This is a genomic window from Cupriavidus sp. OV096 (genome assembly GCF_900115455.1).
Lineage (GTDB): Bacteria > Pseudomonadota > Gammaproteobacteria > Burkholderiales > Burkholderiaceae > Cupriavidus.
Window position 1 is genome coordinate 96,493 of the sequence record NZ_FOWM01000014.1, and the last position, 25,633, is coordinate 122,125.

Annotated in this window: 20 protein-coding genes, 1 tRNA gene and 2 riboswitches; of the genes, 12 read left to right on the top strand and 9 right to left on the bottom strand. The window is 68.4% G+C overall.

The annotated features are described in order from the left end of the window. Positions 1-60: 60 nt before the first annotated feature. Entirely contained in the window at positions 61-1,452 is a 1,392-nt protein-coding gene (locus BM115_RS23875) for an FAD-binding oxidoreductase (protein ID WP_092300258.1), read from the bottom strand. A 238-nt stretch (positions 1,453-1,690) separates the two neighbouring features. Here BM115_RS23875 and BM115_RS23880 point away from each other — a divergent pair, with 238 nt between their 5' ends. Then, positions 1,691-2,602, top strand: a complete 912-nt coding sequence (locus tag BM115_RS23880; RefSeq protein WP_092300261.1) for an SDR family oxidoreductase — start codon at positions 1,691-1,693, stop codon at positions 2,600-2,602. 111 nt (positions 2,603-2,713) lie between these two features. On the opposite strand, the gene BM115_RS23885 is transcribed toward BM115_RS23880, so the two are convergent. Then, a tRNA-Arg gene (locus BM115_RS23885) sits at positions 2,714-2,789 on the bottom strand. A gap of 323 nt (positions 2,790-3,112) precedes the next feature. Here BM115_RS23885 and BM115_RS23890 point away from each other — a divergent pair. Beyond that, positions 3,113-4,021 carry a c-type cytochrome gene (locus BM115_RS23890; protein WP_092300264.1) on the top strand — a complete coding sequence of 303 codons (909 nt, stop codon included), beginning with the start codon at positions 3,113-3,115 and terminating at the stop codon, positions 4,019-4,021. Between the two features lie 118 nt (positions 4,022-4,139). On the opposite strand, the gene hemN is transcribed toward BM115_RS23890, so the two are convergent. After that, positions 4,140-5,579, bottom strand: a complete 1,440-nt coding sequence (hemN, locus tag BM115_RS23895; protein WP_092300267.1) for an oxygen-independent coproporphyrinogen III oxidase — start codon at positions 5,577-5,579, stop codon at positions 4,140-4,142. Between the two features lie 254 nt (positions 5,580-5,833). Between hemN and BM115_RS23900 the strand changes: the two genes are divergently transcribed. Further along, positions 5,834-6,940, top strand: coding sequence for an ABC transporter substrate-binding protein (locus BM115_RS23900; protein WP_369823528.1), 1,107 nt, complete (start codon positions 5,834-5,836; stop codon positions 6,938-6,940). Between the two features lie 24 nt (positions 6,941-6,964). On the opposite strand, the gene BM115_RS23905 is transcribed toward BM115_RS23900, so the two are convergent. The 3 genes from BM115_RS23905 to BM115_RS23915 form a co-directional block, all read right to left on the bottom strand. Next, positions 6,965-8,161 (bottom strand): ATP-binding protein, encoded by a 1,197-nt coding sequence (locus BM115_RS23905; RefSeq protein ID WP_255370965.1) that lies wholly within the window; start codon positions 8,159-8,161, stop codon positions 6,965-6,967. A 60-nt stretch (positions 8,162-8,221) separates the two neighbouring features. Continuing rightward, positions 8,222-8,953: a response regulator gene (locus tag BM115_RS23910; protein WP_092300273.1), complete on the bottom strand. Its 732-nt coding sequence runs from the start codon at positions 8,951-8,953 to the stop codon at positions 8,222-8,224. 349 nt (positions 8,954-9,302) lie between these two features. Then, complete coding sequence (locus tag BM115_RS23915; protein ID WP_092300276.1) at positions 9,303-11,411, bottom strand: UvrD-helicase domain-containing protein; 2,109 nt, start codon at positions 11,409-11,411, stop codon at positions 9,303-9,305. A gap of 253 nt (positions 11,412-11,664) precedes the next feature. On the opposite strand from BM115_RS23915, the gene BM115_RS23920 reads away from it, so the two are divergent. The 9 genes from BM115_RS23920 to BM115_RS23960 all read left to right on the top strand — a co-directional run bounded on the left by BM115_RS23920 (position 11,665) and on the right by BM115_RS23960 (position 20,970). Then, positions 11,665-11,886 carry a glycine zipper 2TM domain-containing protein gene (locus BM115_RS23920; protein ID WP_092300425.1) on the top strand — a complete coding sequence of 74 codons (222 nt, stop codon included), beginning with the start codon at positions 11,665-11,667 and terminating at the stop codon, positions 11,884-11,886. 119 nt (positions 11,887-12,005) lie between these two features. Beyond that, a riboswitch (glycine riboswitch) is annotated at positions 12,006-12,093 on the top strand. A 21-nt stretch (positions 12,094-12,114) separates the two neighbouring features. Further along, positions 12,115-12,237: riboswitch (glycine riboswitch) on the top strand. Positions 12,238-12,329: 92 nt separating this feature from the next. Next, positions 12,330-13,457 carry a glycine cleavage system aminomethyltransferase GcvT gene (gene gcvT, locus BM115_RS23925; protein WP_092300279.1) on the top strand — a complete coding sequence of 376 codons (1,128 nt, stop codon included), beginning with the start codon at positions 12,330-12,332 and terminating at the stop codon, positions 13,455-13,457. Positions 13,458-13,560: 103 nt separating this feature from the next. Next, positions 13,561-13,941: a glycine cleavage system protein GcvH gene (gene gcvH, locus BM115_RS23930; RefSeq protein ID WP_092300282.1), complete on the top strand. Its 381-nt coding sequence runs from the start codon at positions 13,561-13,563 to the stop codon at positions 13,939-13,941. 101 nt (positions 13,942-14,042) lie between these two features. Continuing rightward, entirely contained in the window at positions 14,043-16,964 is a 2,922-nt protein-coding gene (gene gcvP / locus BM115_RS23935; RefSeq protein WP_092300285.1) for an aminomethyl-transferring glycine dehydrogenase, read from the top strand. 115 nt (positions 16,965-17,079) lie between these two features. Beyond that, complete coding sequence (locus BM115_RS23940; RefSeq protein WP_092300288.1) at positions 17,080-17,625, top strand: DUF421 domain-containing protein; 546 nt, start codon at positions 17,080-17,082, stop codon at positions 17,623-17,625. A 74-nt stretch (positions 17,626-17,699) separates the two neighbouring features. Next, complete coding sequence (locus tag BM115_RS23945; protein WP_092300291.1) at positions 17,700-19,076, top strand: L-serine ammonia-lyase; 1,377 nt, start codon at positions 17,700-17,702, stop codon at positions 19,074-19,076. Positions 19,077-19,130: 54 nt separating this feature from the next. Then, the gene (locus tag BM115_RS23950) at positions 19,131-19,877 is read left to right on the top strand and encodes an MBL fold metallo-hydrolase (protein ID WP_092300294.1); all 747 of its coding nucleotides are present in this window, start codon (positions 19,131-19,133) and stop codon (positions 19,875-19,877) included. Between the two features lie 33 nt (positions 19,878-19,910). Next, the gene (locus BM115_RS23955; RefSeq protein ID WP_092300297.1) at positions 19,911-20,381 is read left to right on the top strand and encodes an OsmC family protein; all 471 of its coding nucleotides are present in this window, start codon (positions 19,911-19,913) and stop codon (positions 20,379-20,381) included. Positions 20,382-20,493: 112 nt separating this feature from the next. Beyond that, on the top strand, positions 20,494-20,970 hold the full coding sequence (locus tag BM115_RS23960; protein ID WP_369823529.1) for a glycine zipper family protein: 477 nt from the start codon (positions 20,494-20,496) through the stop codon (positions 20,968-20,970). Between the two features lie 31 nt (positions 20,971-21,001). On the opposite strand, the gene BM115_RS23965 is transcribed toward BM115_RS23960, so the two are convergent. The 3 genes from BM115_RS23965 to BM115_RS23975 all read right to left on the bottom strand — a co-directional run bounded on the left by BM115_RS23965 (position 21,002) and on the right by BM115_RS23975 (position 25,478). Next, the gene (locus tag BM115_RS23965; protein WP_092300303.1) at positions 21,002-22,117 is read right to left on the bottom strand and encodes a YbdK family carboxylate-amine ligase; all 1,116 of its coding nucleotides are present in this window, start codon (positions 22,115-22,117) and stop codon (positions 21,002-21,004) included. Then, complete coding sequence (locus tag BM115_RS23970) at positions 22,117-23,340, bottom strand: cation:proton antiporter (RefSeq protein WP_177220002.1); 1,224 nt, start codon at positions 23,338-23,340, stop codon at positions 22,117-22,119. The genes BM115_RS23965 and BM115_RS23970 overlap by 1 nt, the downstream gene beginning before the upstream one ends. Positions 23,341-23,534: 194 nt before the next feature. Further along, a complete protein-coding gene (locus BM115_RS23975) occupies positions 23,535-25,478 on the bottom strand; it encodes a hypothetical protein (RefSeq protein WP_092300306.1) in 1,944 nt (647 codons plus the stop codon). Between the last annotated feature and the right edge of the window lie 155 nt (positions 25,479-25,633).

Consider the following 25,633-nt stretch of genomic DNA (forward strand, 5'->3'; position numbering starts at 1 on the left):
TAGCAACGCATGCGCCGGCGATGTGTGGCGGAACGTGTCCGCCACAGTCGGGCAATGCCGCTACGGCGCCGGGGCGATGTTCTGGTTCGTGCAGAACAGGTTGTGCGGATCGTATTGACGCTTGATGCGCGCCAGCCGGTCGTAGTTCGGCCCATAGGCGGCGCCCACGCGCGCGGTTTCCTCCTCGGTCAGGAAGTTCACGTAGACGCTGCCCGTGGCGTACGGCTCGGTCGCGCGGAAGAAGTCGCGCGCCCAGGCGATGCAGGCGTTGTCCTCGTCATTGCGCTCCCAGCGCGCGTGCACGTTCATCACGTAGCGGGCGTCGCGGTGCGCGTAGGCGGTGGCATCGGGCGCCACGCGGTTGGCCACCCCGCCCACCTGGCCGATGAAGATGTCGGCCAGCGGCGACGGCAGGCGCAGCGCGAAGTCCGTCATCGCGTCGATGGCGGCGTCGTCCAGGCGCGAGAAATTGTGCGATTTCCAATAGTTGCGCGCGCCCGGGCCGAGCAGCGGATCGAACGCCTGCTGCCACGCTGCGTACGGCGCCGGCCCCACGTGCTCGCCCACGGTCTGGCCGAACTGGCGCAGGGGGGCGATGGCCGCGTCGGCCTTGTCGGGATCGCCGTTGTAGAACACGGCCAGGATCACCACGTCGCTGCCATGCGCGGAGGAAGGCAGGAACGGCAGCGGCGGCGCCTTGCGCAGCACGACCCACACGTTCAGGTCGTCCGGCATCGTGTTTTCCGCGAAGGTGCGGTACTGGCGCAGCACCGACTTGCCCTCGGCGGCCGGGAAGACGAGCAGCCCGGTGGTGACCATCGGCCCGACATCGTGCAGCTTGAACTGGAACAGCGTGACCACGCCGAAGTTGCCGCCGCCACCGCGCAAGGCCCAGAACAGGTCGGGCTCCTCGGTGGCGCTGGCCCAGCGGCGCTGGCCATCGGCGGTGACGACCTCGCAGCCGAGCAGGTTATCCACAGTCATGCCGTACTGGCGCGTCAGCCAGCCGAACCCGCCGCCGAGCGTCAGCCCGGCCACGCCGGTGGTGGAGTTGATGCCGAGCGGCGTGGCCAGCCCGAGCGCCTGCGCCTCGTGGTCGAAATCGGCCAGCAAGGCGCCGCCGCTGACCCAGGCCACTTTTTCCTTGGGATCGATCTGGACGCTGCGGTGCGCGGAGAGGTCGATGACCAGCCCGTCGGCGCAGATCGCACTGCCTGCGATATTGTGTCCGCCGCCGCGCACGGCCAGCACCAGGCCCCGGTCCCGCGCGAAGTTGACGGCCTGGATCACGTCGGCGGTGCCCGTGCACTGCACGATCACGGCCGGCCGCTTGTCCACGGTGGCGTTCCAGACGGTGCGGGCCGTGTCGTAGCCGGGGTCGGCGGGCAGCAGGACCTTGCCGCGCACGGACTGGCGCAGCATGTCGAGATGGGCAGGGGTCAGGGTTGGCATGGCGGTTTCCTCCACGGTGTGCGCGATGCGGGCGACGGAACCTCTTCTCCTTGCAAGGCGCGCGCCACAATCGCGGAGGGGGCATCCACGCTGGCCTGCCGGCTACCGCCGGGCCGCGCCGCGTGCGCCGGGGGCCGGAAATCGACCGATCGGTTACAGCGGTGAGGCGGCGCCGGAGACGCCTCGCGCGCGGCGGCGTACCTTGCGGCACGCGCGCCGGTTGCCTAGCATCGTTCCCATGACTGCTCCGCTCAGAGACCGCGTCGCGCTGGTGGCCGGTGCCACCCGTGGCGCTGGACGCGGCATCGCCGTGCAACTGGGGGCGGCCGGGGCCACGGTCTACGTGACCGGGCGTTCCACGCGCGCACAGCGCTCCGAGATGGATCGCCCGGAGACCATCGAGGAAACTGCCGAATTGGTGTCGGCGGCAGGTGGCCGGGGCATCGCCGTGCGGGTGGATCACACGGTGCCATCCCAGGTCAGCGCGCTGGTGGACCGCATCCGCGCCGACCACGGCGCGCTGCACATCCTCGTCAACGACATTTGGGGCGCCACGGTCATGGAGTGGAATAAGACCGTGTGGGAATCGTCGCTCGACATTGGCCTGCGCACGCTCGAACTGGGCGTGCATACCCATGCGATTACCAGCCATTTTGCGATCCCGCTACTGATCGAATCGCCGGGTGGGCTGGTGGTGGAAGTGACCGACGGCACCGCGGCCTACAACGCCACCAACTACCGCGTGTCGTTCTTCTACGATCTGGCAAAGGCCAGCGTGCTGCGCATGGCCTTCGCCCTCGCGCATGAACTGGGGCCGTACGGCGCCACCGCCGTGGCACTGACGCCGGGCTGGCTGCGCGCCGAGGCCATGCTGGACGCCTACGGCGTCACCGAGGCCAACTGGCGCGACGCCACCGCACGGCAACCCCATTTCGCAATCTCCGAAACCCCCGCCTACGTAGGCCGCGCCGTGGCCGCCCTCGCCGCCGACCCCGAGCTGGCCCGCTGGAACGGCCAGACGCTATCCAGCGGCCAACTGGCGCAGGTCTACGGCTTCACCGACCTCGACGGCAGCCAGCCCGACGCCTGGCGCTACATGACCGAAGTGGTCGATGCGGGCAAGCCGGCGGATATCACGGGGTATCGGTGAGACGGGCGCAAGCGTCCGCTGCTTGGAAGTCGACCTGGCTTCGGACCACAAACTGTTGGAAATTCGCGTGCGCGGGATTGACTAGCGTGGACTGACTGCAAGCCAGTCTATTGGTGCGCCCGGCTGGGATCGAACCAGCAACCCCTGCCTTCGGAGGGCAGTACTCTATCCATTGAGCTACGGGCGCGATGTGAGCTGCGATTGACGTCGGACGAGGGCCGGCGTCGGAAAGTCGCATAGGATACCTCGTTTGTCGGGCGGCGTCCATGCGGGTTGCGCCGGGAAGGGTTCCGGCAGGTCTCGCAGCCGCCGCTTTTGGCCCCGGACGCCACGGCTTGGGTCTATAATCGCCAGCTATTTGCGTCGAAACGAGACGTACCCGGGACACGAGACATGGCCCGGACGCAGATAGCCGAAAGGCGAAAACAGACCCATCCCCGACAAGGGCCAACAAAGCAAGCCGCCCCCAACGCGCTGCACTAGGTTTCCCTGCAAAATCGAGAGTTCTGTATGAGTGACGTCCACCAAGAAAACGACCACCACGAGTCTCCCATCAAGACCCCGAAACAACTGATCGCTGTCGTGATCGCCGCCTTCGTGGTGCCGATTCTCGTGATCGTCCTGTTGGTTAGTTTTGTTGGTCACGGCACCCACGAGGGCGCCGGCTCCACCCAGACGGCCGAAGCCGTCAACCATCGCATCCAACCCGTCGCTTCCCTGGAAATCAAGGACCCGAACGCGCCGCGCGTCTTCAAGACCGGCGAGCAGGTCTACAAGGAAGTCTGCGCCGCCTGCCACGCCACCGGTGCGGCCGGAGCGCCCAAGCACGGCACACCCGGCGACTGGACCGCGCGGATCGGCCAGGGCTTTGACGGCCTGCTGAAGTCCGTGATGAACGGCAAGGGCGCGATGCCCCCCCGCGCCGGCACCTCGCCGGACGACTACACCGACTACGAACTGGCCCGTGCCGTGGTGCACCTGGCCGACGCCGGCGGCGCCAAGTTCCCGGAACCGCCCGCGCCTGCCCAGGCGGCACCGGCCCAGGCTGCGGCTTCGGCGCCTGACGCACAGGCCGCGGCCCCGGCGGTTCCTGCCGCGCCGGCTGCCCCGGCTGCTGCACCGGCACCCGCTGCCGCCGCACCCGTTGCTGCGGCGGCTGCCGCCCCGGCCGCTGCATCGGCCGAAACCGGCAAGAAGGTCTATGACCAGGTTTGCGCCGCCTGCCACGCCGCCGGTGTGGCTGGTGCGCCGAAGTTCGGCGACAAGGCCGCCTGGGCACCGCGCATCAAGGAAGGCATGGACGCCGTCCACAACTTCGCGCTCAAGGGCAAGGGCGTGATGCCGCCCAAGGGTGGCTATGCCGGCGCCGATGCCGATGTGATCGCCGCCGCCGACTACATGGTCAACGCCTCGAAGTAACGCAAAGCGCACCTGTAAGTCCACGCAAAAAAGCCCGCGACGATCCTCGCGGGCTTTTTTGTTTCGATTGGGGGCCGGTCGGTCCGGCGCCCCTATCCCTATATATATAGGCAGCAGTTCAGACCACGCGCGAATAGCGCACCAGCGGCACTTCGCGCCCCGCGTCCTGGCGCAGGTAGCGGTCGAACACCATCGCCACGCGACGCACCAGCAGCCGGCCCAGCGGAGTGATGTCGATCCGCGACGCATCGCGCCGCAACAGCCCCTCCGTCGCCAGCGCGTCCAGCCCCGCCAGTTCCGGCGCGAAGGTCCGGGCGAAGTCGATGCCATGCCCGGCCTCCACCGCCGCGATGTCGAGCGTGCCGTGGCACATCAGCGCGCCAATGATCGCCTTGCGCAGGTGGTCGTCGGCGGACATGCCAAAGCCGCGCGCCACCGGCAGCCGGCCCTCGTCCAGCGCGGCGTAGTACTCGTCCGTGGTGCGCGCGTTCTGCACGTAGTGGCCCGCCACCGCACCAATCGCCGAGACGCCGAAGCCCAGTTGATCGTGCCCCGCATGCGTGGCGTAGCCCTGGAAGTTGCGTTGCAGGCGCCCGGCCTGCTGGGCGATGGCAAGGTCGTCGTCCGGCAGCGCGAAATGATCCATGCCGATATAGACATAGCCGGCGGCGGTCAGGTGCTCGATCGTGGATACCAGGATGTCGAGCTTCTCGCCGGCGGGCGGCAGCGTCGCCTCGTCGATACGCCGCTGCGGCTTGAACACATGCGGCAGGTGCGCGTAGCTGTAGACCGAGAGCCGGTCCGGCCGCAGCGTCAGCACGCGGTCGATGGTCGCCGCGAAACGTTCGGTGGTCTGGTGCGGCAACCCGTAGATCAGGTCCATGCTGACCGAGCGGAAGCCGAGCCGGCGCGCCGCCAGCACCACATCGCGCGTTTCCTCATAGGACTGCACACGATGGATCGCCGCCTGCACCTCCGGGTCGAAGTCCTGCACGCCGAGGCTGATCCGGTTGAAGCCGAGTTCCGCCAGCAGCGCCATGCGCGCATCGGTCACGCGGCGCGGATCGATCTCGATGGCGTGCTCGCCCCCGGGCAGCAGGTGGAAGTGTTGCGTCAGCGCCGCCATTACGCGACGCATTTCGTCGGGATCGAGGAAGGTCGGCGTGCCGCCGCCCCAGTGCGATTGCATGACCGCGCGGCGCTCGCCGAGCCGGCCGGCAACCATTGCCATTTCCCGGGCGAGATAGTCAACGTAGCGCGCGCTGCGGGCGTGGTCCTTGGTGATGATCTTGTTGCAGCCGCAGTAGTAGCAGATGTTCTCGCAGAACGGGATGTGCAGGTAGAGCGAGAGCGGCGCGGGGGAGTCCGCGCGGCAGGCGTCGAGCGCGGCGAGGTAGCGGGCGTCGTCCACTTCGGCGTCGAAGCGGTCGGCGGTGGGGTAGGAGGTGTAGCGGGGGCCGTTGCCGTCGATGCGGCCGGCCAGGCTGCGGAAGTCGGCCAGTGCGCGGCGGTCGAACGCCGTGGCGGCAGGCATGCTGGGGAGGGTGGGGGCGGACATGGTGCGCTCTTTTTGCGGGCGAAGATGGTCACGATGCTATGCCCCTGCGCCGTCGCTCACCTTGACGCGCATCAAGCGCACGCCGCGCTTGCGCCCGCAGCCCCGCCACCGTGGGGCGTTGGCGTCATCCGAGCGTCACGAACGGCCGATAGGCTCTGCCCGCCGTCCCCTCCTCCACCCGATTCCAACGCCCGCCGACCATGCGCCCAGCCTCGCCCAGAACGATGTCGCCCGCCGCGCCGGCGCGCCGCCGCATGCTCCGGTCGTTCGGCACGCTGGCCGCGATGCTCGCGGCACCGGCCGCGTTCGCCCAGCCGCAACCGCAGCCCTCCTCGCAGCGCCGGGCGCTGGTGGTCGGCCATCTGCTGGACCGCGTGGGGCCGCAAGCGGATCTGGCGCGCGACTACCTGGCCGGCGCCAAGGTGCTGTTCGATGCGGCGAACGCCTCGGTTCAGGGGCCGCGCATCGTACACGTGGTGCGGGATGCCGATGCCAGCCCGCGCATCGCCACCTCGCAGGCCATCGGCATGGCCGAGTCGGACCATATCGACGTGCTGTTCGGCCCCGGCGACACCCTGCTGCCCACGCTGGCCACGTCGTCCGAACTGAGCCGGCGCGGCGTGCAGATCGTCGCCCCGCTCTCCGGGCTTTCGCTTGCCGCCGACAACATCTGGTTCACGCGCGCCGACTATCAGGCCGAGCTGGACGCCGCCGTGCGGCAGCTGCGCAGCTACGGCCTCAAGAACATCGTCCTGGCCGTGTCGCCCGACTTCGCCGCCGGCACGCTCGCGGCGGGCTCGCCGTGGCTCGATCGGATGGAGCGCGACCTCGGTACGCGCGCGGTGACGCTGACCGGCAGTGTCGATGACGGCGCGCGCCGCATCGCCGCGACGCGGCCCGGCGCGGTCATCGTGGCCGGCGACACGCTTGCCTACGGCGGCCTTGGCCGCGCGCTGGCCTCGCAGGGTTGGTACGGTTTTCTGGTGGGATTGTCGGCCGTGAGCCCGGCCTCGGCGCGCGAGATTCTCGGCGGCAACTACGCGGGGGGCGTGGTGGTCACGCAGGTGGCGCCCGGCCCGCAGGAATCCACGCTGCGCGTGGTCAAGGAACACGTGGCGCGGATGAAGCAGTACCTCGACGAACCGCCCTCCCCGGCCACGCTGGCCGGCTACATTGGCGCCGCCTGGCTGGTGCGCGCTGCCGGCGCGGCCAAGGCGCCGGGTGCGCTGGAATTGCGCCGCGCGCTGCAGTCGCGCATCGATGTGGGCGATTTCACGCTCGACTTCACGCGCGGGCTGCGCGGCTCTCAGTACGTGCAACTGGCGCCGATCGGCAAGTCGGGCGTGCCGCAGCGCGCCTGACCCGCGCGCCGCTATATCTATTAGTTAGTCGCGCGGCAGCGTGATGCGCACGCGCAGGCCGCCTTCGACGCGGTTGTCCAGCGTCAGCTCGCCGCCATGGCGATTGACGATATCGGCGGCAATCGACAGCCCCATCCCCACGCCGCCGGTAGCCCGGCTGCGCGACGACTCCACGCGATAGAACGGCTCCAGCACGCGCTGCAACTCGGCCGGCGGAATGCCGGGGCCGTTGTCGCAGACGTCGATCTGCACGCGCTCGGGGCTGTCCGTCAGCACGATATGCGCGGCGCCGCCGTAGCGGTGCGCGTTCTCGACGAGGTTGACCACGGCGCGGCGCAACTCCGCCGGGTAGGCCAGCAGCGGCGCGGCGGTGCCGGAGAGCCGCACGTCCTGCCCCAGTTCCTCGGCATCGTCGACGATGGCCTGGAGCAGCGCCTGCACGTCCACGCGCTGGCGCGGGCCGGTGCCGTCGTCGCGGTCACGCAGGTAATAGAGCGTGGCGTCGATCAGCCCGTTCATCTCGGCCAGATCCTGCCGCAGGCGGTAGCGCACGTCGTTGTCCTCGATGCGCTCGATGCGCAGGCTCATGCGCGTGAGCGGCGTGCGCAGGTCGTGCGAGACTGCCGCCAGGAAGCGCGACTGCTGCGCCAGCTGCGTGCGGATGCGTTGCTGCATCAGGTTCAGCGCCTTGGTGGCGGCGCGCGCTTCGGCCGGACCCGCATCATCGTCGAGTGGCGGGGCGTGCACATCCTGGGCCAGCCGGTTCGCACCGGTGGCCAGCCGCTGCACCGGCCGCGCGAGCAATCGCGCGCCCACCCACGACGAAATCACGATGGCGATGAACTGGAAGATCAGGCCAGGATGCAGGGGCCAGAGTCCGTGCCAGGGGGGGAAGTGGCGCTGCGGTCCGGGCGGCTCCCCGCGCCGGTCGGGATGGCCGGGACGGAACATGCCGCGCTCCCCGGCCGGGCCGCCCTCGCCCGCCTCCTCGTCTTCCTCGAAACGCGGGCCGCGCTGCGACGGCTCGGGGCGGTGGAATGGCTTGCCGGCGGCGGCGGCCTCCGAGGCCGCCTCGCGCATGCGTTCCTCCCAGCGCGGCGAGCCGGGGCGCGGGAACAGGCCCTCGATGACGGTCACGCCAAGCACGTGCACGGCCACCATGATCGCGGCCATGACCAGGAACAGCCGCAGGAACATCGAATCGAAAAGGTGGCGCCGCATGGTGGGGTCTGTCCGGACGCCGGCGGTGGCGTTCGGCGGCGGGGGGGACGCGGCCATGCGTCAGGAATCCACGTTGACCGTGAAGACGTAGCCCTCGCCCCGCACCGTGCGGATCAGCGCCGAGTCGCGCGGATCGTCGCGCAGTTTCTGGCGCAGGCGCGAGACCAGCAGGTCGATGCTGCGATCGAACACGTCGAGGTCGCGACCGCGTGCCTGGTTGATGAGCAGTTCGCGATCCAGCACGCGGTTCGGGTGCTCGATGAAGGTCAGCAACAGGCGGAACTCGGCGTTCGACAGCGGCACGACCGTGTCTTCCTCGTCGAGCAACTGGCGCAGCGTGGTGTTGAGCCGCCACGCGCCAAACTTGACCTCGTGCCCCGCCGGGGTAGGTGCCGAACGACGCACATCGGCCCGGCTGCGCCGCAGCACCGTGTGGATGCGCGCCACCAGTTCACGCATCTCGAACGGCTTGGTCACGTAGTCGTCCGCCCCCACCTCGAGTCCGACCACACGGTCGGCCAGTTCGGCGCGGGCGGTCAGCATGATTACGGGGATGTCCGTGCGCTCGCGGATCTCGCGACACAGCGTCAGGCCGTTCTCGCCGGGCAGCGAGAGGTCCAGGATGACCAGGTCATAGTGATGCTGCGCCATGGCCGTGCGCATCGACGCCCCGCCTTCGGCCCCATCGGCCGCCATGCCGAACGTGGCCAGGTATTCGGCCAGCATGGCGCGGATCTGGGGATCGTCGTCGACGATCAGCAGGCGGGTAGGCAAGGCGGGAGTGAGGTCCATGGCAAAGCGGGAGGGATGGGAAACGCCGGCGGGCGACGGCCTGCGCAACGACCGGCGGTCAACTGTACCAGTTTGCAATATTCGCGCTGTGGCGGCTTTGTATCAGGTTCGATACGTGCGCTGTGGATAACTTCGCCTGACAAAACGACGCCCCCGGCACTGCCGCGCCGGGAGCGTTCAACAGGGAAGAGCCAGGCACGCAAGCGTACCCAGCCGCACCGCTAACCGAAGGGCAGGCGCGGCACGGCGCCAGTCGCCGAGGCGTCTGACGCGTCGCCATATTAGAAAGCGCGAGGCGCGCGGTCTTGTCTGCCTTGTATCGGCCGTGATGCTTGGTAGGGGATGCGACTCAACCCGTCACCGGCTTGCCGGGTGCGCCCGGCGTACCCAGCAGCGCCTTGAGATTGGCCAGCCGGTCCTTGGGGCTCATGGCCGGGGTCTCGTCGACGGGAGCCGGCGCTTCTTCGAGTTTCATTTCGGCGATGAAGCGCGAGGGTTCGCAGGAGTAGGTGTCCCGGGCGCGTTTGCGCTTCTTGCACCAGCTGATCTGGAGGCTGCGCTGGGCGCGGGTGATGCCAACGTACATCAGCCGGCGCTCTTCCTCGATCTTCTCGTCGCTCATGTCTTCGTCCTCGCGCGCGTGGGGCAGGATGCCCTCCTCCACGCCCACCAGGAACACGTGCGGATATTCGAGGCCCTTGGACGCGTGGAGCGTGGAGAGCCGCACCGCGTCCGGGTCTTCCTCGCGGCCTTCGAGCATGCTCATCAGCGCCACGGTCTGTGTCAGTTCGAGCAGGTTCTTGCCTTCGTCGCCAAAGCCGTCGGCGTTGTCGAAGCCGGTGGCCTCGCCCTCCCCGGCCTCGGGTTCCGGGCGCGTGCCCTTGCGCTTGAGCCAGTCGAGGAATTCAAGCGTATTGGTCCAGCGCGACTGGGCCTGGCGCTCGTCGAAGGTATCGTACAAGTACGATTCATAGTGGATGCCGGCCATCATGTCGTCGAGCAGCACGGTGGCCGGATCGGTCTTGGCGCGGTCCGCCAGGCGCACCATCGACTCGCAGAACACGCGCAACGGCTCCAGCTGGCGCGGCTGGAGCTTGCCTTCGATGCCGCCCATCATGGCGGCCTCGAACAGCGACACCTTGGCCTGCCCCGCGAACGTGCCGAGCGCCTCCAGCGTGGTGTTGCCCACGCCGCGCTTGGGCGTGGTGATGGCGCGGATGAACGCGGGATCGTCGTCCGGATTGGCGATCAGCCGCAGGTAGGCGCAGATGTCCTTGATCTCCGCCTTGTCGAAGAAGCTCTGGCCGCCGGACAGCACGTACGGAATCCGCTCGCGCCGCAGGATCTGCTCGAACAGCCGCGCCTGATGGTTACCGCGATACAGGATGGCGTAGTCGCGGAACTGCGCGCGGCGCTCGAACTTGTGGGCGGACAGGCGGAACACCACGGACTCGGCCTCGTGCTCCTCGTCGTTCATCGGATGGATGGCGATGGGGTCGCCCATGCCGTGCTCCGACCACAGCTTCTTGTCGAACAGCTTGGGATTGTTGGCGATGACCGCGTTGGCCGCCTCCAGGATGCGCACCGTCGAGCGGTAGTTCTGTTCGAGCTTGACGACCTTGAGGTCCGGGAAATCGGTCTGCAGGCCGCGCAGGTTGTCCAGCGTGGCGCCGCGCCAGCCGTAGATGGCCTGGTCGTCGTCGCCCACGGCCGTGAACGCCGGCGCGCGCAGGTGCGAGCCGCCGGCCAGCAGCTTGAGCAGCGCGTACTGGCAGGCGTTGGTGTCCTGGTATTCGTCGACGAGGAAGTAGCGCAGGCGGTTCTGCCATTTCAGGCGCACGGCCTCGTCGCGCGCGAACAGCTCGGCGGGCAGGCGGATCAGGTCGTCGAAATCCACCGCCTGGTAGGCGTGCAGCGTGGCCACGTAATTGCGGTAGACCATGGCGGCCTGGTGCTCGTCGGCATTGGCGGCCTGGGCCAGCGCGGTCTCCGGATCGATCATGCCGTTCTTCCACAGCGAGATCGTGCCCTGCACGCTACGGATCAGCTTCTTGTCCGTGGTGGCGAGCTGCTCCTGCACCAGTCCGAAGCAGTCGTCCGAATCCATGATCGAGAACTGCGGCTTCAGGCCGACGTGCTCCGCCTCCATCCGCAAAATCTGCACGCCGAGCGAGTGGAAGGTACAGACGGTGAGCTGCTTGAGCGGAATCCGCTTGCCCTCGCGCGTGGTCTTGCCCTCCATCAGCTTGCCGATGCGCTCCTGCATCTCTTTCGCCGCCTTGTTCGTGAAGGTGACGGCGGCGATGTGACGCGGCTCGAAGCCCTTGTCCTCGATCAGGTGGGCGATCTTTTGCGTGATGACGCGCGTCTTGCCGGACCCGGCGCCCGCGAGGACGAGGCAGGGCCCGTCCAGATAGCGAACGGCTTCGGATTGGGCGGCGTTGAGTCCGTGGGTCATAGGTGGGCGGGTGCCGGATGGCGCACGCTTGGCGGGCGCGCGAAAGGCGTCGATGTTAACACGCAGGGTGGCCTGCGCCGGTGCCTGATGACGGACATCAAGGACGCAAGTGCTACCAGTGTTTCATCGCGGTAACACTTCGTAAAAGTGACGTCCGAGGGGACATCCGGGGCATGGAGATTGCCTCATACGGTCATGCGGGACCGGCGGCGACGCCGTCCTGATGACAAATTCGGCACATTCGGAGGCGATCATGAAAACAATGCGAACCCTGGCGAAAATCACGCTGATCGGTGTCACGCTGGCGGCCTTTGGCGGCTGCGCGGACATGAGCCCCAAGACCCGCAACACCGCCATTGGCGCGGGCGTTGGCGCGCTCGGCGGCGCGGCGCTGACCAACGGCAGCGCGCTCGGCACGGTGGGTGGCGCGGCGGTGGGTGGCGTGGTGGGTAACGTCGTCACGAAGGATCGTTGATCCGGCGCGGGTAGTCCTTACCTCAGGCGGCAGGAATTACAGCCAGCCCCCTCCCCGGCGCCTAGCAAGGTGGCGTCGGCGCCGCGTTGACAAAGGTCAACCCGTCCCGTACATTCACGCGCATCCAACCGGGAGAGCGCGCAGCCATTGCGCCGCCGAAGGGGTATCACCCGAAAACTCTCAGGCACCACGGACCGGTCGGATCGGCATGCAACATGCACACGATGCATGCCGCACTCTGGAGAGCGACACCCGCCCGTGCCAACGCATGGCGAGCGTGTCCACCGAAGGGGCGCGCGATGCGGCAAGCTGCATCGTAATCTCTCAGGTATCGAGGACAGAGGGGTCATCCGCCGCGGCGGATTGGTGGCATTGCCATCGATCCCCACGGCGGATGACCCTTTTTTCGTTTTCGCTGCCGTATTCGCTCCAGAGGATTTCCCATGACGCTCCAGGCCACGCCCCTTAACGCCATCCACCGCTCGCTCGGTGCCCGCATGGTCGATTTCGGCGGCTGGGACATGCCGGTCAACTACGGCTCCCAGATCGAGGAACACAACGCGGTGCGCGGCGATGCCGGCATGTTCGATGTCTCGCACATGTGCGTGGTGGACCTGTCCGGCCCCAACACGCGCGCCTTCCTGCGCGGCCTGCTGGCCAACAACGTCGACAAGCTCCAGACCCCGGGCAAGGCCCTGTATGCGTGCATGCTCGACGAAAAGGGCGGCGTCATCGACGACCTGATCGTCTATTTCTTCGCCGAAGACCGCTTCCGCCTGGTGGTGAACGCCAGCACGGCGCTGGGCGACATCGAATGGATCACGGCCCGCAACGCGGCCACCGGCAGCGGCGTGACGATCACCCCGCGCCGGGGCGACGTGGCGCCGGCCGGCGTGGGCAAGCTGGCGATCATCGCCGTGCAGGGCCCGAACGCGCGCGCCAAGGTGCACGAGGCCTTCCCGTCGACCCAGCCGGCCGACGCACTCAAGCCGTTCAACGCGGTGGTGGTGCGGGACCCGATGGTCGGCGAGCTGATGGTGGCCCGCACCGGCTACACCGGCGAGGACGGCTTCGAGCTGGTGGTGGAGGCCGAGAACGTGGCCGGCATCTGGGAAAAGCTGCAGTCCGTGGGCGTGCGCCCGGCCGGACTGGGCGCGCGTGACACGCTGCGCCTGGAAGCCGGCATGAACCTGTACGGCCAGGACATGGACATCCACACCTCGCCGCTCGACGCCGGCCTGGCCTGGACCGTCGACCTGCAGAGCGAGCGCGATTTCATCGGCAAGTCGGCGCTGCTGGCAGCCGGACAACATAAGACATTTGCCGGCCTGATCCTGCGCGACAAGGGCGGTGTGCTGCGTGCGCACCAGAAGGTGATCACCCCCGCCGGCGACGGCGAGATCACGAGCGGCACCTTCAGCCCGTCCCTCTCCCAATCCATTGCCTTTGCCCGGCTGCCGCAGGGCGTTGTGCCCGGCACCGAGGTCCAGGTCGAGATTCGTGACCGCAAACTGACCGCGACTGTGGTTAAACTGCCGTTTGTGCGCAATGGCAAGGCACTCGTGAGCTGAGGCATCCGCCCGGCTGACACCAACGGTCGCCATCACGCCTGCCCGGCTGGCCCCGGCAGGCGAACCGAAACAAGACAAACACTGCATTCCCGGAGAATCCGTCATGAATTTCCCTGCTGACCTGAAGTACACCGAATCGCACGAATGGGTGCGCGTTGAAGCCGACGGCACGCTGACGATCGGCATTACCGACCACGCGCAGGACGCGCTGGGCGACATCGTCTTCCTGGAACTGCCCGAAGTGGGCAAGTCGGTCGGCGCCGGCGACGCGCTGGCCGTGGTGGAGTCCGTGAAGGCCGCTTCCGACATCTACGCCCCGGTGGCCGGCGAAGTCATCGCCGTGAACGAGGCCGCCAGCGCCGCGCCGGAATCCGTCAACGCCAACGCCTTCGACGCGTGGCTGTTCAAGCTGAAGCCGGCCAATGGCGACGATGTGAACGGCCTGATGAACGTCGACGCCTACAAGGCCAGCGTCGGCGCCTGACGCGCTGCACCAGCCGTCTCCCGAGCCAGGAGACGGCGCCCGAGATGCCCGCGCGGCGGCCAGGCTGACCACCTGCCGCCCCGCCCCACGAGACACTTGCCATGAACGCCCCTCTTCCCATGAACGCCGCCCAAGGTAGCCGGCCCACGCTGGCCGAACTGGAGGCGCGCGACGCCTTCGCCGCCCGTCATATCGGCCCGGATGCCGCCGAACAGCAACACATGCTCAAGGTCCTTGGCTACGAGACACGCGCCGCGCTGATCGACGCCGTGGTGCCCGCCGCCATCCGCCGCCGCGACGGCATGCCGCTCGGCGAATTCACCGAGCCGCTGACCGAGGAAGCCGCGCTGGCCAAGCTGCGCGGGCTGGCGAACAAGAACCGCGTGCTCAAGAGCTTCATCGGGCAGGGTTACTACAACACGCTCACGCCGGGCGTCATCCTTCGCAATATCTTCGAGAATCCGGCCTGGTACACGGCCTACACGCCGTACCAGCCCGAGATCTCGCAGGGCCGCCTGGAGGCGATGCTGAACTTCCAGCAGATGGTCACGGACCTGACCGGGCTGGACATCGCCAATGCGTCGATGCTGGACGAAGGCACCGCTGCCGCCGAGGCGATGACGCTGCTCCAGCGCGTGAACAAGCACGCCTCGAACACGTTCTACGTGGCGGACGACGTGCTGCCGCAGACGCTGGAAGTGGTACGCACGCGCGCGCTGCCGCTGGGCATCGAGGTCAAGGTCGGCCCCGCCGCCGAGGCCGCCGGCGCCCATGCCTTCGGCGTGCTGCTGCAATACCCGGGCGTGAACGGCGATGTGGCCGACTACCGTGCCATCGCCGATGCCGTGCACGCCGCTGGCGGGCTGGTGGTGGCGGCGGCGGACCTGCTGGCGCTGACGCTGATCGTCGCGCCGGGCGAATGGGGCGCCGACGTGGCCGTGGGCAACTCGCAGCGCTTTGGCGTGCCGCTCGGCTTCGGCGGCCCGCACGCCGGCTACATGGCCGTGAAGGACGAATTCAAGCGCTCGATGCCGGGCCGTCTGGTGGGCGTGACCATCGACGCGCAGGGCAACAAGGCGTACCGGTTGGCGCTGCAGACGCGCGAGCAGCACATCCGCCGCGAGAAGGCCACGTCGAACATCTGTACCGCGCAGGTGCTGCTGGCCGTGATGGCGTCGATGTACGCCGTGTACCACGGGCCGCAGGGCCTCCAGCGCATTGCCCAGCGCGTGCACCGCCTGACCGCCACGCTGGCTGCCGGCCTGAAGGCGATGGGCGTGACCCCGGTCAACGCCACGTTCTTCGACACCCTGACGCTGGACACCGGCTTCAACACCGAGGCGATCCACGCCGCCGCCACCGCGCGCGGCATCAACCTGCGCCATATCGGCGCCACCCGCGTGGGCATCTCGCTGGACGAGACCGCCTCGCGCGAGGACGTGGTCGCGCTGTGGGAGATCTTCGCGCACGGCAAGCCGGTGCCGGCCTTCGATGCGACCGAGGCCGCCGTCGGCGATGGTTTCCCGGCCGCGCTGGCCCGCCAGAGCGCCTACCTGACGCACCCGGTCTTCAACACGCACCACGCCGAGCACGAGATGCTGCGCTACCTGCGCTCGCTGGCGGACAAGGACCTCGCGCTGGATCGCACCATGATCCCGCTCGGCTCCTGCACCATGAAGCTCAACGCCACCAGCGAGATGGTTCCGGTGACGTGGCCCGAGTTCAGCAAGGTCCACCCGTTCGCCCCGCTCGACCAGACCGTGGGCTATCGCGAGATGATCGACCAGCTCGAAGCCATGCTCTGCGCCGCCACCGGCTACGCCGCGGTGAGCCTGCAGCCGAACGCGGGCTCGCAGGGCGAGTACGCCGGCCTGCTGATCATCCAGAAGTACCACGCCAGCCGCGGCGAAGCCCATCGCGACATCTGCCTGATTCCCTCGTCCGCGCACGGCACCAACCCGGCGTCGGCCCAGATGGCCGGCATGAAGGTGGTGGTGGTGGCGTGTGACGCCGACGGCAACGTCGACCTGCAGGATCTGGCGAAGAAGGCCGAGCAGCACAGCCAGAACCTCGCCGCAATCATGATCACCTACCCGTCCACGCACGGCGTGTTCGAGCAGGGCGTGCAGCAGATCTGCGAGATCGTGCACCAGCACGGCGGCCAGGTGTACGTGGATGGCGCCAACATGAACGCGATGGTCGGCACCGCCGCGCCGGGCCAGTTCGGCGGCGATGTCTCGCACCTGAACCTGCACAAGACCTTCTGCATTCCGCACGGCGGTGGCGGCCCCGGCGTGGGCCCCGTGGCCGTGGGCGCACACCTGGCGGACTTCCTGCCGAACCAGGACAGCGTGGGCTATCGCCGCGACGACAACGGCATCGGCGGCGTCTCGGCCGCGCCGTTCGGCTCGGCCAGCATCCTGCCGATTTCGTGGATGTACGTCGCGATGATGGGCTCGGCCGGCCTGACCGCCGCCACCGAGAACGCCATCCTGGCCGCCAACTATGTGGCGCGCCGGCTCTCGCCGCACTTCCCGGTGCTCTACGCCGGCCAGCACGGTCTGGTGGCGCACGAGTGCATCCTGGACCTGCGCCCGCTGCAGAAGGCCACCGGCATCAGCAACGAGGACGTGGCCAAGCGCCTGATGGACTACGGCTTCCACGCCCCGACCATGAGCTTCCCGGTGCCGGGCACACTGATGATCGAGCCGACCGAGAGCGAGGCGCTGCACGAGCTGGACCGCTTCATCGACGCCATGATCGCCATCCGTGGCGAGATCGCGCGCGTGGAGGACGGCAGCTTTGACCGCGACGACAACCCGCTGCGCCACGCGCCGCACACCGCCGCCGTGATCACCGCCAATGAGTGGACCCACGCGTACACGCGTGAGGAAGCGGCCTACCCCATTGCCTCGCTGCGCACGCAGAAGTACTGGCCGCCGGTGGGCCGGGCGGACAACGTGTACGGCGACCGCAACCTGTTCTGCGCCTGCGTACCGATGAGCGAGTACGCGCAGGACTAAGGCGCCGTGTCTGGCGGCGTCCGGCCTGCCCGGACGCCGCTGGCGCGCTTTGCGCCTCCCGCCCCGGCCCCCCGGGCCGGCGTGCAGCACACCATCCCTAGCGGAGGTCTAGTCCATGTGGAATCTGAGCGCCCCCTGGTGGGAATTCGTGCTGCGCGGGCTGATCGTCTACGCCGCGCTGCTGTTCCTGATGCGCGTGTCGGGCAAGCGCCAGATCGGCCAGTTGTCGCCGTTGGATCTGGTGCTGCTACTGATCATCTCGAACGCGGTGCAGAACGCCATGAACGGCGGCGACAACTCCGTCACCGCCGGGCTGATCCTGGCCGCCACGCTGTTCGGCGCCGACGTGCTGGTGGGCTACGGCACCTGGCGCAGCCGCCGCCTGGAGGCGCTGGTGGAAGGCCGGCCCGAGATCATCATTCACCAGGGCGAGATCTTCCAGGATGTGATGCGCCGGGAGCGCATCACACCGCGCGAGCTGCAGAAGGCGCTACGCCGCAACGGTTGCGCGCGTGTGGAAGACGTGCATTTCGCTATTCTTGAGACAGACGGCACGATTAGCGTGATCCAGAAGGAAAAGTCCGAGGACGGGCACGCAAGGCCCGCCATCGACGCCATGTGGCGCGAGCCCGGCCGGCCCGATGCCGATATGTCGCTCTGACCCGACACCCGACCACTTTCCCGACGGCCTCCCCGCCCCTGCGCCCTGCGCGCCGCCCCCTACCGGAGTTCCCCGTGGCTGTCAGCGTTTTCGATCTGTTCAAGGTAGGTATCGGGCCGTCCAGCTCGCATACCGTGGGGCCGATGCGTGCGGCCCTGATGTTTGCGCACGGGCTCGAGCGGGACGGCCTGCTGCCCCAGGTGGGCAGCGTGCGCGTGGAGCTATACGGCTCGCTCGGCGCCACCGGCAAGGGCCACGGCACCGACAAGGGCGTGATCCTGGGGCTGATGGGCGATGCGCCCGACACCGTCGACCCCGAAACCATCGAGTCCCGCCTCGCCACGCTACGCGCCCAGCGCAAACTGGCCCTGCTCGGCACGCACGAGGTGCCGTTCGTCGAGCGCGAGCACATCGTGTTCTACCGGCGCGAGGCCATGGCCGAGCATCCCAACGGCATGAAATTCCACGCCTTCGACGCGGAGGGCACGCCGCTGCGCGAGGCGCGCTACCTGTCCGTGGGCGGCGGCTTCGTCGTCACCGCCGGCGCGCCGAACACCCAGATCCTGGCGGCCGAGCGGCAGTTGCCGCACCCGTTCCGGAGCGGCCGGGCGATGCTGGAGATGGCGCACGCGAGCGGCAAGTCCATCGCCCGGCTCATGATGGAGAACGAACTGACCTGGCGGCCCGAGCAGGAAGTGACCGATGGCCTGCTTCATATCTGGGACGTGATGCAGCAATCCGTGGCGCGCGGCTGCCGCACCGATGGCGAGCTGCCGGGGCCGTTCAAGGTACGGCGGCGCGCGCCCGAGTTGTACCGGGGACTGACGCTGCACGCGGAGCGGGCGCTGTCCGATCCGCTCTCCGTGATGGACTGGGTCAACCTCTACGCCATCGCCGTCAACGAGGAAAACGCCGCCGGCGGGCGCGTCGTCACGGCGCCGACCAACGGCGCGGCCGGCATCATCCCGTCGGTGCTGCACTACTACGACCGCTTCATCCCCGGCGCCAACCGCGCGGGCGTGGTCGATTTCCTGCTCACGGCGGGCGCCATCGGCCTGCTCTACAAGCTCAACGCCTCGATCTCGGGCGCCGAAGTCGGCTGCCAGGGCGAAGTCGGCGTGGCCTGCTCGATGGCCGCCGGCGCGCTGGCGGCGGTGCTCGGCGGCACGCCGGAGCAGGTCGAGAACGCGGCCGAGATCGGCATGGAGCACAACCTCGGCCTGACCTGCGACCCGGTCGGCGGCCTGGTCCAGATCCCGTGCATCGAACGCAACGCCATGGCATCCGTCAAGGCGGTGAACGCCGCCCGCATGGCCCTGCGCGGCGATGGCACCCACTATGTTTCGCTCGATTCGGTCATCAAGACCATGCGCGAAACCGGCGCCGACATGAAGACCAAGTACAAGGAGACGGCGCGCGGCGGGTTGGCGGTGAATATCGTGGAATGTTGAGCAGGCGCCGGCGTATCATGGCGGCACCCCCGGTTTGCCAAGAAGAAAACGGCCATGCAGACCTTCCATCAGCTGTTCGACGAGACTTCGTCCACCTTCACCTACCTGCTGATCGACGCCGAGACGCGTGAGGCGTTGCTGATCGATCCGGTGGACCGGCAGTACGCGCGTGACCTGGCGCTGCTGGGCGAGACTGGCGCGCGGCTGGTCTGGATTGTCGAGACCCACGCGCACGCCGACCACATCACCTCCGCCGGGCAACTCGCCCTGCAGACTGGCGCCAACACCGCCGCGCCGTCCGGCTGCGACATCAAGCCTGCGCTGAAACAACTGATCGACGGTGACACCGTCAGCTTCGGCAAGCAGGTGCTTCGCGCGATCCACACCCCCGGCCACACCGCCGGCAGCATGAGCTACCTCTGGGAGGAAGCCACGCCGGACGGCGTGGTGCGCCGCATCTTCACCGGCGATGCGCTGCTGATCGACGGCTGCGGGCGCACCGATTTCCAGTCCGGCGACGCCGGCACGCTGTTCGACAGCCTCACCGAGAAGCTCTTCCGCCTGCCCGACGACACGCTGGTCTACCCCGCCCACGACTACAAGGGCCACACCCAGTCGACCATTGGCCATGAGCGCGCCCACAACAGCCGCGTGGCGGGGCGCTCGCGCGACGAGTTCATCGTCATGATGCGCAACCTCAACCTGCCCCGCCCCAAGCTGATCGATATCGCCGTGCCGGCGAACCAGCGCCTGGGGCTCGTGACCGGGCGAGATGGGGAAAGCGTGCCGCACGGCATCTGATTTTTCGTTCTTCTACTACCCGGAGTGACCAGCATGGCCGAGCACAGTGCCGAGATCGCGTGGGAGCGCGGCGATCAGGATTTCGTGAGCAACCGCTACAGCCGCAAGCATGTGCTGCGGTTCGACGGCGGCGCGGAAGTGCCGGGCTCGGCGTCGCCACACGTGGTGCCGCCGCCGATGTCCGATGCCAGCGCGGTGGATCCCGAGGAAATGCTGATCGCGTCGATTTCGGCCTGCCACATGCTGTGGTTCCTGGCGCTGGCCGCCAAGCAGCGCTTCGTGGTCGATCGCTATGTGGACAAGTCCGTGGGCACGCTGGCCAAGACCGCCGAAGGCCGCATGGCGGTGACCGTGGTGACGCTGCGTCCCGACGTTACGTTCTCGGGCGAGCGCCTGCCGACCCGCGCCGACATCGATCAGCTGCACCACGCCGCGCACGACGCCTGCTTCATCGCCAATTCGGTGAAATCCGAGATCCGATGCGAGCCGGTGTATCCGACCTGACCCCTGCAAACGCCTAATACGCGGCACGAAGGAATTCATTTGACTTCGCCCCCTGCGCTGCAATACTGAGACCGCACACGCGGGCACATGGCCCCGCCGGAGGAGGTACATCATGCATCACAGCAAGCGATGGGGGATGGTGCTCGGCGCGGCAATCGCGTTGGCCGCAGCCGGCGTGCAGGCACAGTCGAAACCGGTGGCTTATCCGGCCAAGGGCCAGTCCGCGCAGCAGCAATCCAAGGATGACGGGGAGTGCTACAGCTGGGCCAAACAACAAACCGGCATAGACCCCGCAGTGGTGGCCCAGGCCCCGCCGCCCCAGCAGGCCCAGGGCGGCCAGCGCGTGCAAGGCGCGGCGCGCGGGGCAGCGGGCGGCGCCGTGATTGGCGCAGTTGCGGGCGATGCCGGCAAGGGTGCGGCGGCCGGAGCCGCCGTCGGGACCATGGCGGGCGGCTCGCGGAACCGGCAGGAACGCCGTAACGTGCAGGCGGCGAACGAACAGAACGCCGCGAGCCAGCAACAGGCGATGGGCAGCTACTACCAGGCGTGGAAGGCTTGCATGGGAGGCAAGGGCTATACCGTTCAATAAGCGGTGCAGTCACCCCGGCCCGCCGTCGGCGTCAGGCCTCCCACCGCTCGCAGGTACGCCGCACCGTCTCGCGCAGGCTGTGCGCATCGGCATCGACGGTGCGCACCCAGTGCGCGTCGTTGTCACGGCTCGAAGCCAGCGCGCGGATATTTTCTAGCGCCTTCAGCGACCCCAGCGCCTCCGCGTGCGGCACCAGCGCGTCGCAAATCGACAAAATATGATCCGAGATCGGCATCCGCGTCAGTTCGTTCGGATGCACGTACTCGCCCTCCAGCCCGAAGCGGCACGCCTGGAAGCGGTTGAAGGTGTACACCAGGTAGTCGTCTTCCTGCGGCATGAACGGCCGTGACAGCAGCAGGTAGCGCGCCAGCGCCTGGATGTACGCCGCGATGTCGCAGGCGCGCTCCACGGTCAGCGGGGTGTCCATCACGCGCACCTCGATCGTGCCGAACTCCGGCTTGGGACGGATATCCCAATAGAAGTCCTTCATGCTCTCGATCACGCCCGTGTTGCGCATCTTGTTGAAGTAGGCGGTGAAGGCGTCCCACGTCAGCACATGCGGTGCGCGGCCGCTCATCGGGAAGGCCGCCACCGAGTTCAGGCGCGCCGAGGCAAAGCCGGTATCCACCCCCTGCACGTACGGCGACGACGCCGCCAGCGCGATGAAGTGCGGCACGTAGCGGCCGATGGCGTGGAGCAGGAACAGCGACTCGTCCGCGCTCGGGCAGCCGATATGGACGTGCTGGCCGAACACCGTGAACTGCTTGGCGAGATAGCCATACAGCTCGGAAATGTACTGGTAGCGCGGCGAATCGGAGATGGTCCGGTCCGACCACTGCTGGAACGGATGGGTGCCGCCGCCGCAGATGCCCAGGTTCAGCGAGCGGGAGGCGCGCGTCATCAGGTCGCGCATGACCGTCAGTTCCTCCAGCGCCTGCGCGTAGTCGCGGCAGATGCCGGTGCTGATCTCGATCATCGACGGACTGATCTCGGGCTTGATGTCGCCCGCGTGCTGGGCGCCCTTGACCGCACGCAGCAGGTCCGGCGCGAAGGGCGCGAGGTCGTAGTCATGACGGTTCACAAGCTGGAGTTCCAGCTCCACGCCGAACGTCAGCGCCTCGGAATGCTTGAACGGTTCGAGCGACATCAGCGCCCTCCTCCATTGTCACGCGCCTCGCCAGCATAGCGCAGCGCCCAGGACGCGATGACCGGCCCCAGCAGCTGTTCGATGGCCAGCGCACACAGGATGATCGATGCCAGCGGTCCGCCGGTGCTCGGGTACAGGCGCGCCACGTCGTTCATCAGCAGGTAGGCCAGCCCCGACATCGGCGCCAGCGCCAGCCCCAGCGCCATGCACTGGCGCAGGCTCAACCCCGAGAACGAACCGAGCGACACCACGCCGGCCAGCTTCGCCACATGGCGCATCACCACCAGGGCCACGGCCAGCGTGCCGCCGACTACCCAGTCGTGCGCCGTCAGCGGCAGGCCCAGCGACACTACCATCACGATGATCAGCAGGCTCCCGGCGCTGCCGAAGTGCGCTGGCCACACGTGCGGCTGGCGGTCCTGGTGCTTGAAGACCACGCCGGCCAGCATCAGCGTCAGCGGCATGGACAATTTTAGGACGCGCGTCAGCGCCAGCGTGAACAGGACCAGCCCCACCAGCACCAGGAAGCTGTAGTGATCGTCCGCGGACATGCGCGCGTACAGCGCGTGCCCGAGCTTGCCGACCACCCACGCCAGCAGGCACGAGCCCACCAGCAGGTAGAGCGGATGCAGCAGCGCCGCGCCAATATTGCCGTATTCGGAATGGAGCCAACCCGTGGCCACCTGGACGATGGCCGCCGCGTAGATGCTGTTCAGCGCCGCCATGGCCATCAGCCGTTCCGTGACCTGCCCCTCGGCGCGCAACTCGTTCTTGAGCTGGAGCACGATGGTGGGCGAGGTGCTGACCGCGATGCCTCCGGCCAGGATCGCCACGCCCGGCGACGCCCCGAGCCACTGGAGCACCGTGGAGACCAGCCCCCAGGTCAGCAGGCTCTCGGCCGCGCTGGTAAACAATAGCCAGCGGTTGGCGCGCAGCCACGACAGCGACAGCCGGTGCCCGAGTTCGAACAGGGCCAGGGCCAGCGCCATGTCGATCAGCACCCGCGTCTGCAGGATCATGTTGTCGTCGACGATGCTGCGGCCGAGCATGCCGGCGAACAGCCCCACCACCGCGTAGCCGACGATGCGCGGCAGGCCCAGCCAGCGGCGGCAAACCTCTCCGGCCAGGCCCGCGCCCACCAGCGCGAGACCCACCCAGAACAGGCCGCCCGGTGCCAGCGGCAGGGTCGGGAAAAGTTGGCTCAATCCGTTCATGGCCGACATGGTAACGGAAGCACTTGGGTTGCAGTGTCGGGCTTTGTCCGACCCTACGTGGAAGACGCCGGCAACTTACAGCAAATTCCAATAAAAAACGCCATCGTCGTCGATGGCGTTTTGTAGGTCTTTCAAGAATCAGAATCGGGGACGGTTTTCCGGACCTGTTTCAGCGCCCGGAGCCCCCGCGAGCCGTTCCGAAGTTACACGCCCCACACCTTCCACTTCGGACGGGTGGCCTTCAGGCCGGCCTCGGCCTTGGCGTACAGCGGACGGGTGCGGCCCTTGTCCGCGCCGAGCGTGCGGGCGCGCTCGAACCAGCCCAGCGCCGTCTCGCGCTGGCCCATGCCCAGCGCCGCCAGCACGGCGTGCAGCCACGTTTCGGCGTCCCAGTCGGCACGGGCGGCAAAGGCGAGCTGGAAGTCGGTCAGCGCTTCCGGAAACTGCTCCATCTCCGTCAGCAGCCGGGCTCGCTGGGCGCGGGGCGCGGCCTGGTCGGCCGGATCGCCCTCGGTCAGCGACACCGCCCGCTCGAACAACGGCAGCGCGCGGGCCGGCTCGGCCAGTTCGTGCCAGATCTGGCCGAAGTGATTGAACAGCCACGCGTCCTCCACCAGCAAGGAGCGGCGTTGCAGGGCTTCGAGCTCGCCCAGGGCGTCGATCTTGTCGTGCTCGTCCATCGCTGCCATGCCCGCCTGCAGCAACGCCGCATAGTGGGCGCGCGCGTGCGCCATGGCGTGGGCGCCGGCGGTGCGGGCCTCCACGGGCAGCGCGTCCAGCCGGGCGTCCATATGGGTGATGGCAGCGCGGGCGGACTCGGTGGCATCGCGCCCGCCCAGCGCGCGCCAGGCGGCCACGAGCCGGCTGAACGCCCACGTGACATCGGCCGGATTGCGCTCCACCGGGTAGCGGTTCAGCACCTCGCCGGCCAGCTCCACCACCTGCTTGTGCTGGCCCGCCGACGCGTGAGCGTCGAGCAGGTCGATCCAATGGTCGATGAAATCGCTCGCGGCCATGCCCTTGCGGTGCAGCGCCACCTTTTCCTCGACATGGACGGCATCGGCCGGCAGCAGGCGCGCCGTCAGCCGGCACAGCAGCGAGTACAGGTGCGGGTCGGCGTTGCCGCCGTGGCCGTCGGCATCGCCCTCGCCTGTGGAAAAGTAGGCTTCGAAGCGCTCCAGCCCCTTGCGGCAGGTGGCCTCGAGCATCGGCTTCAGGGTCGCCTCGGACGCCGGCACCTCGTCGATGAAGGCCCCCAGCGCCGTGGCGGCGTGGAAGTAGGCGGCGCCGTCGTCGGCATCGGCGGTCATCGCGAAACCCTGCCACGCCGGGGGCGTACCCGGCGCTGCGTCGGCAGATTGATAGCGCCAGGTCAGGTCGCGTACCTGCGCCTGCGGGTCCGGCCGCTGGCGCAGGTAGGTGGCCAGGTCGTCCAGCGCACCGGCGCGGTCGCTGCCCAGCCGCAGCGGGGCGCGCAGGCGGCGCGCCTCGGGGTGATCGGGGTGCTCGGCCAGCACGCGCTCGGCCTCCATGCCCGCCATGGCGTCGCCGGCTTCCGGCGTCAGGTCGAGCAATTCGGGGGAATCGAGCGCGATGCGGGCCAGGCAGATGCGCATCAGCGGCTCGCCAAGCTGGCTGGCGGCGTCGGCGCGGTCTACGTAGTCCTGCACCAGCGGCAGGATGTCGGCGGCGCCCAGGTCCGGCGCGCGATACAGCAGATCGTGCCAGTAGCGGCCCGCGCGGGCGAAATCGTTGAGCCGGAAGGCGACGAAGCCGGCGTAGAAATGCGCGGCCCACTCGCCCGAGGCCAGCCCGTTGCGGCGCGCGGCCTCGTGTAGCCAGGGCAGCGCCTCGGCGTCCTGTCCCTGGCGCATCAACAGCGTGCCGTAGAGATGGGCGAGCGCGCCGCGCGACGCCCAGCGGTGCACCGGTGCCAGCGACAGCTCGGGCAGACGGGCCATGGCGGCTTCCAGCGCAGCCAGCGCGCCGGGCACATCGTCCTGGTCCGCATGCAGTTGCGCCTGCAGCGCGGCATAGTCGACCACCTCGGGATGGGCCTCGCAAAGCTGGTCGGCGATCTGTAGCGCCTCGGCGTGGCGCCCGGCGTTGGCTAGCGCAATCGCGTGCTCATAACTGACTTCCTGCACGGACGGCTCCTATGGAAAAAGTATGCAAAAGCGCGATTATGCGCCAACGCCGAGAAAGACCATGGGAAGAACAGCGTGGGAAACCCATCCGCTTTGGCATAAAAAACGCCACCCCGGGGGGTGGCGTCAGTCCGGCAGACGCGCCGGCCGGAGGA

Excerpts from the sequence above, each read along its gene's own strand:
- BM115_RS23880 (WP_092300261.1), top strand. The coding sequence starts at position 1,691 with ATGACTGCTCCGCTCAGAGACCGCGTCGCGCTGGTGGCCGGTGCCACC.
- BM115_RS23890 (WP_092300264.1), top strand. The coding sequence starts at position 3,113 with ATGAGTGACGTCCACCAAGAAAACGACCACCACGAGTCTCCCATCAAG.
- BM115_RS23965 (WP_092300303.1), bottom strand. The coding sequence starts at position 22,117 with ATGTCGCTCGAACCGTTCAAGCATTCCGAGGCGCTGACGTTCGGCGTG.
- gcvH (WP_092300282.1), top strand. The coding sequence starts at position 13,561 with ATGAATTTCCCTGCTGACCTGAAGTACACCGAATCGCACGAATGGGTG.
- BM115_RS23910 (WP_092300273.1), bottom strand. The coding sequence starts at position 8,953 with ATGGACCTCACTCCCGCCTTGCCTACCCGCCTGCTGATCGTCGACGAC.
- BM115_RS23960 (WP_369823529.1), top strand. The coding sequence starts at position 20,494 with ATGCATCACAGCAAGCGATGGGGGATGGTGCTCGGCGCGGCAATCGCG.
- BM115_RS23900 (WP_369823528.1), top strand. The coding sequence starts at position 5,834 with ATGCTCCGGTCGTTCGGCACGCTGGCCGCGATGCTCGCGGCACCGGCC.
- BM115_RS23940 (WP_092300288.1), top strand. The coding sequence starts at position 17,080 with ATGTGGAATCTGAGCGCCCCCTGGTGGGAATTCGTGCTGCGCGGGCTG.
- hemN (WP_092300267.1), bottom strand. The coding sequence starts at position 5,579 with ATGTCCGCCCCCACCCTCCCCAGCATGCCTGCCGCCACGGCGTTCGAC.
- BM115_RS23875 (WP_092300258.1), bottom strand. The coding sequence starts at position 1,452 with ATGCCAACCCTGACCCCTGCCCATCTCGACATGCTGCGCCAGTCCGTG.
- BM115_RS23905 (WP_255370965.1), bottom strand. The coding sequence starts at position 8,161 with ATGCGGCGCCACCTTTTCGATTCGATGTTCCTGCGGCTGTTCCTGGTC.
- BM115_RS23950 (WP_092300294.1), top strand. The coding sequence starts at position 19,131 with ATGCAGACCTTCCATCAGCTGTTCGACGAGACTTCGTCCACCTTCACC.
- gcvT (WP_092300279.1), top strand. The coding sequence starts at position 12,330 with ATGACGCTCCAGGCCACGCCCCTTAACGCCATCCACCGCTCGCTCGGT.
- BM115_RS23920 (WP_092300425.1), top strand. The coding sequence starts at position 11,665 with ATGAAAACAATGCGAACCCTGGCGAAAATCACGCTGATCGGTGTCACG.
- gcvP (WP_092300285.1), top strand. The coding sequence starts at position 14,043 with ATGAACGCCCCTCTTCCCATGAACGCCGCCCAAGGTAGCCGGCCCACG.
- BM115_RS23915 (WP_092300276.1), bottom strand. The coding sequence starts at position 11,411 with ATGACCCACGGACTCAACGCCGCCCAATCCGAAGCCGTTCGCTATCTG.
- BM115_RS23955 (WP_092300297.1), top strand. The coding sequence starts at position 19,911 with ATGGCCGAGCACAGTGCCGAGATCGCGTGGGAGCGCGGCGATCAGGAT.
- BM115_RS23970 (WP_177220002.1), bottom strand. The coding sequence starts at position 23,340 with ATGTCGGCCATGAACGGATTGAGCCAACTTTTCCCGACCCTGCCGCTG.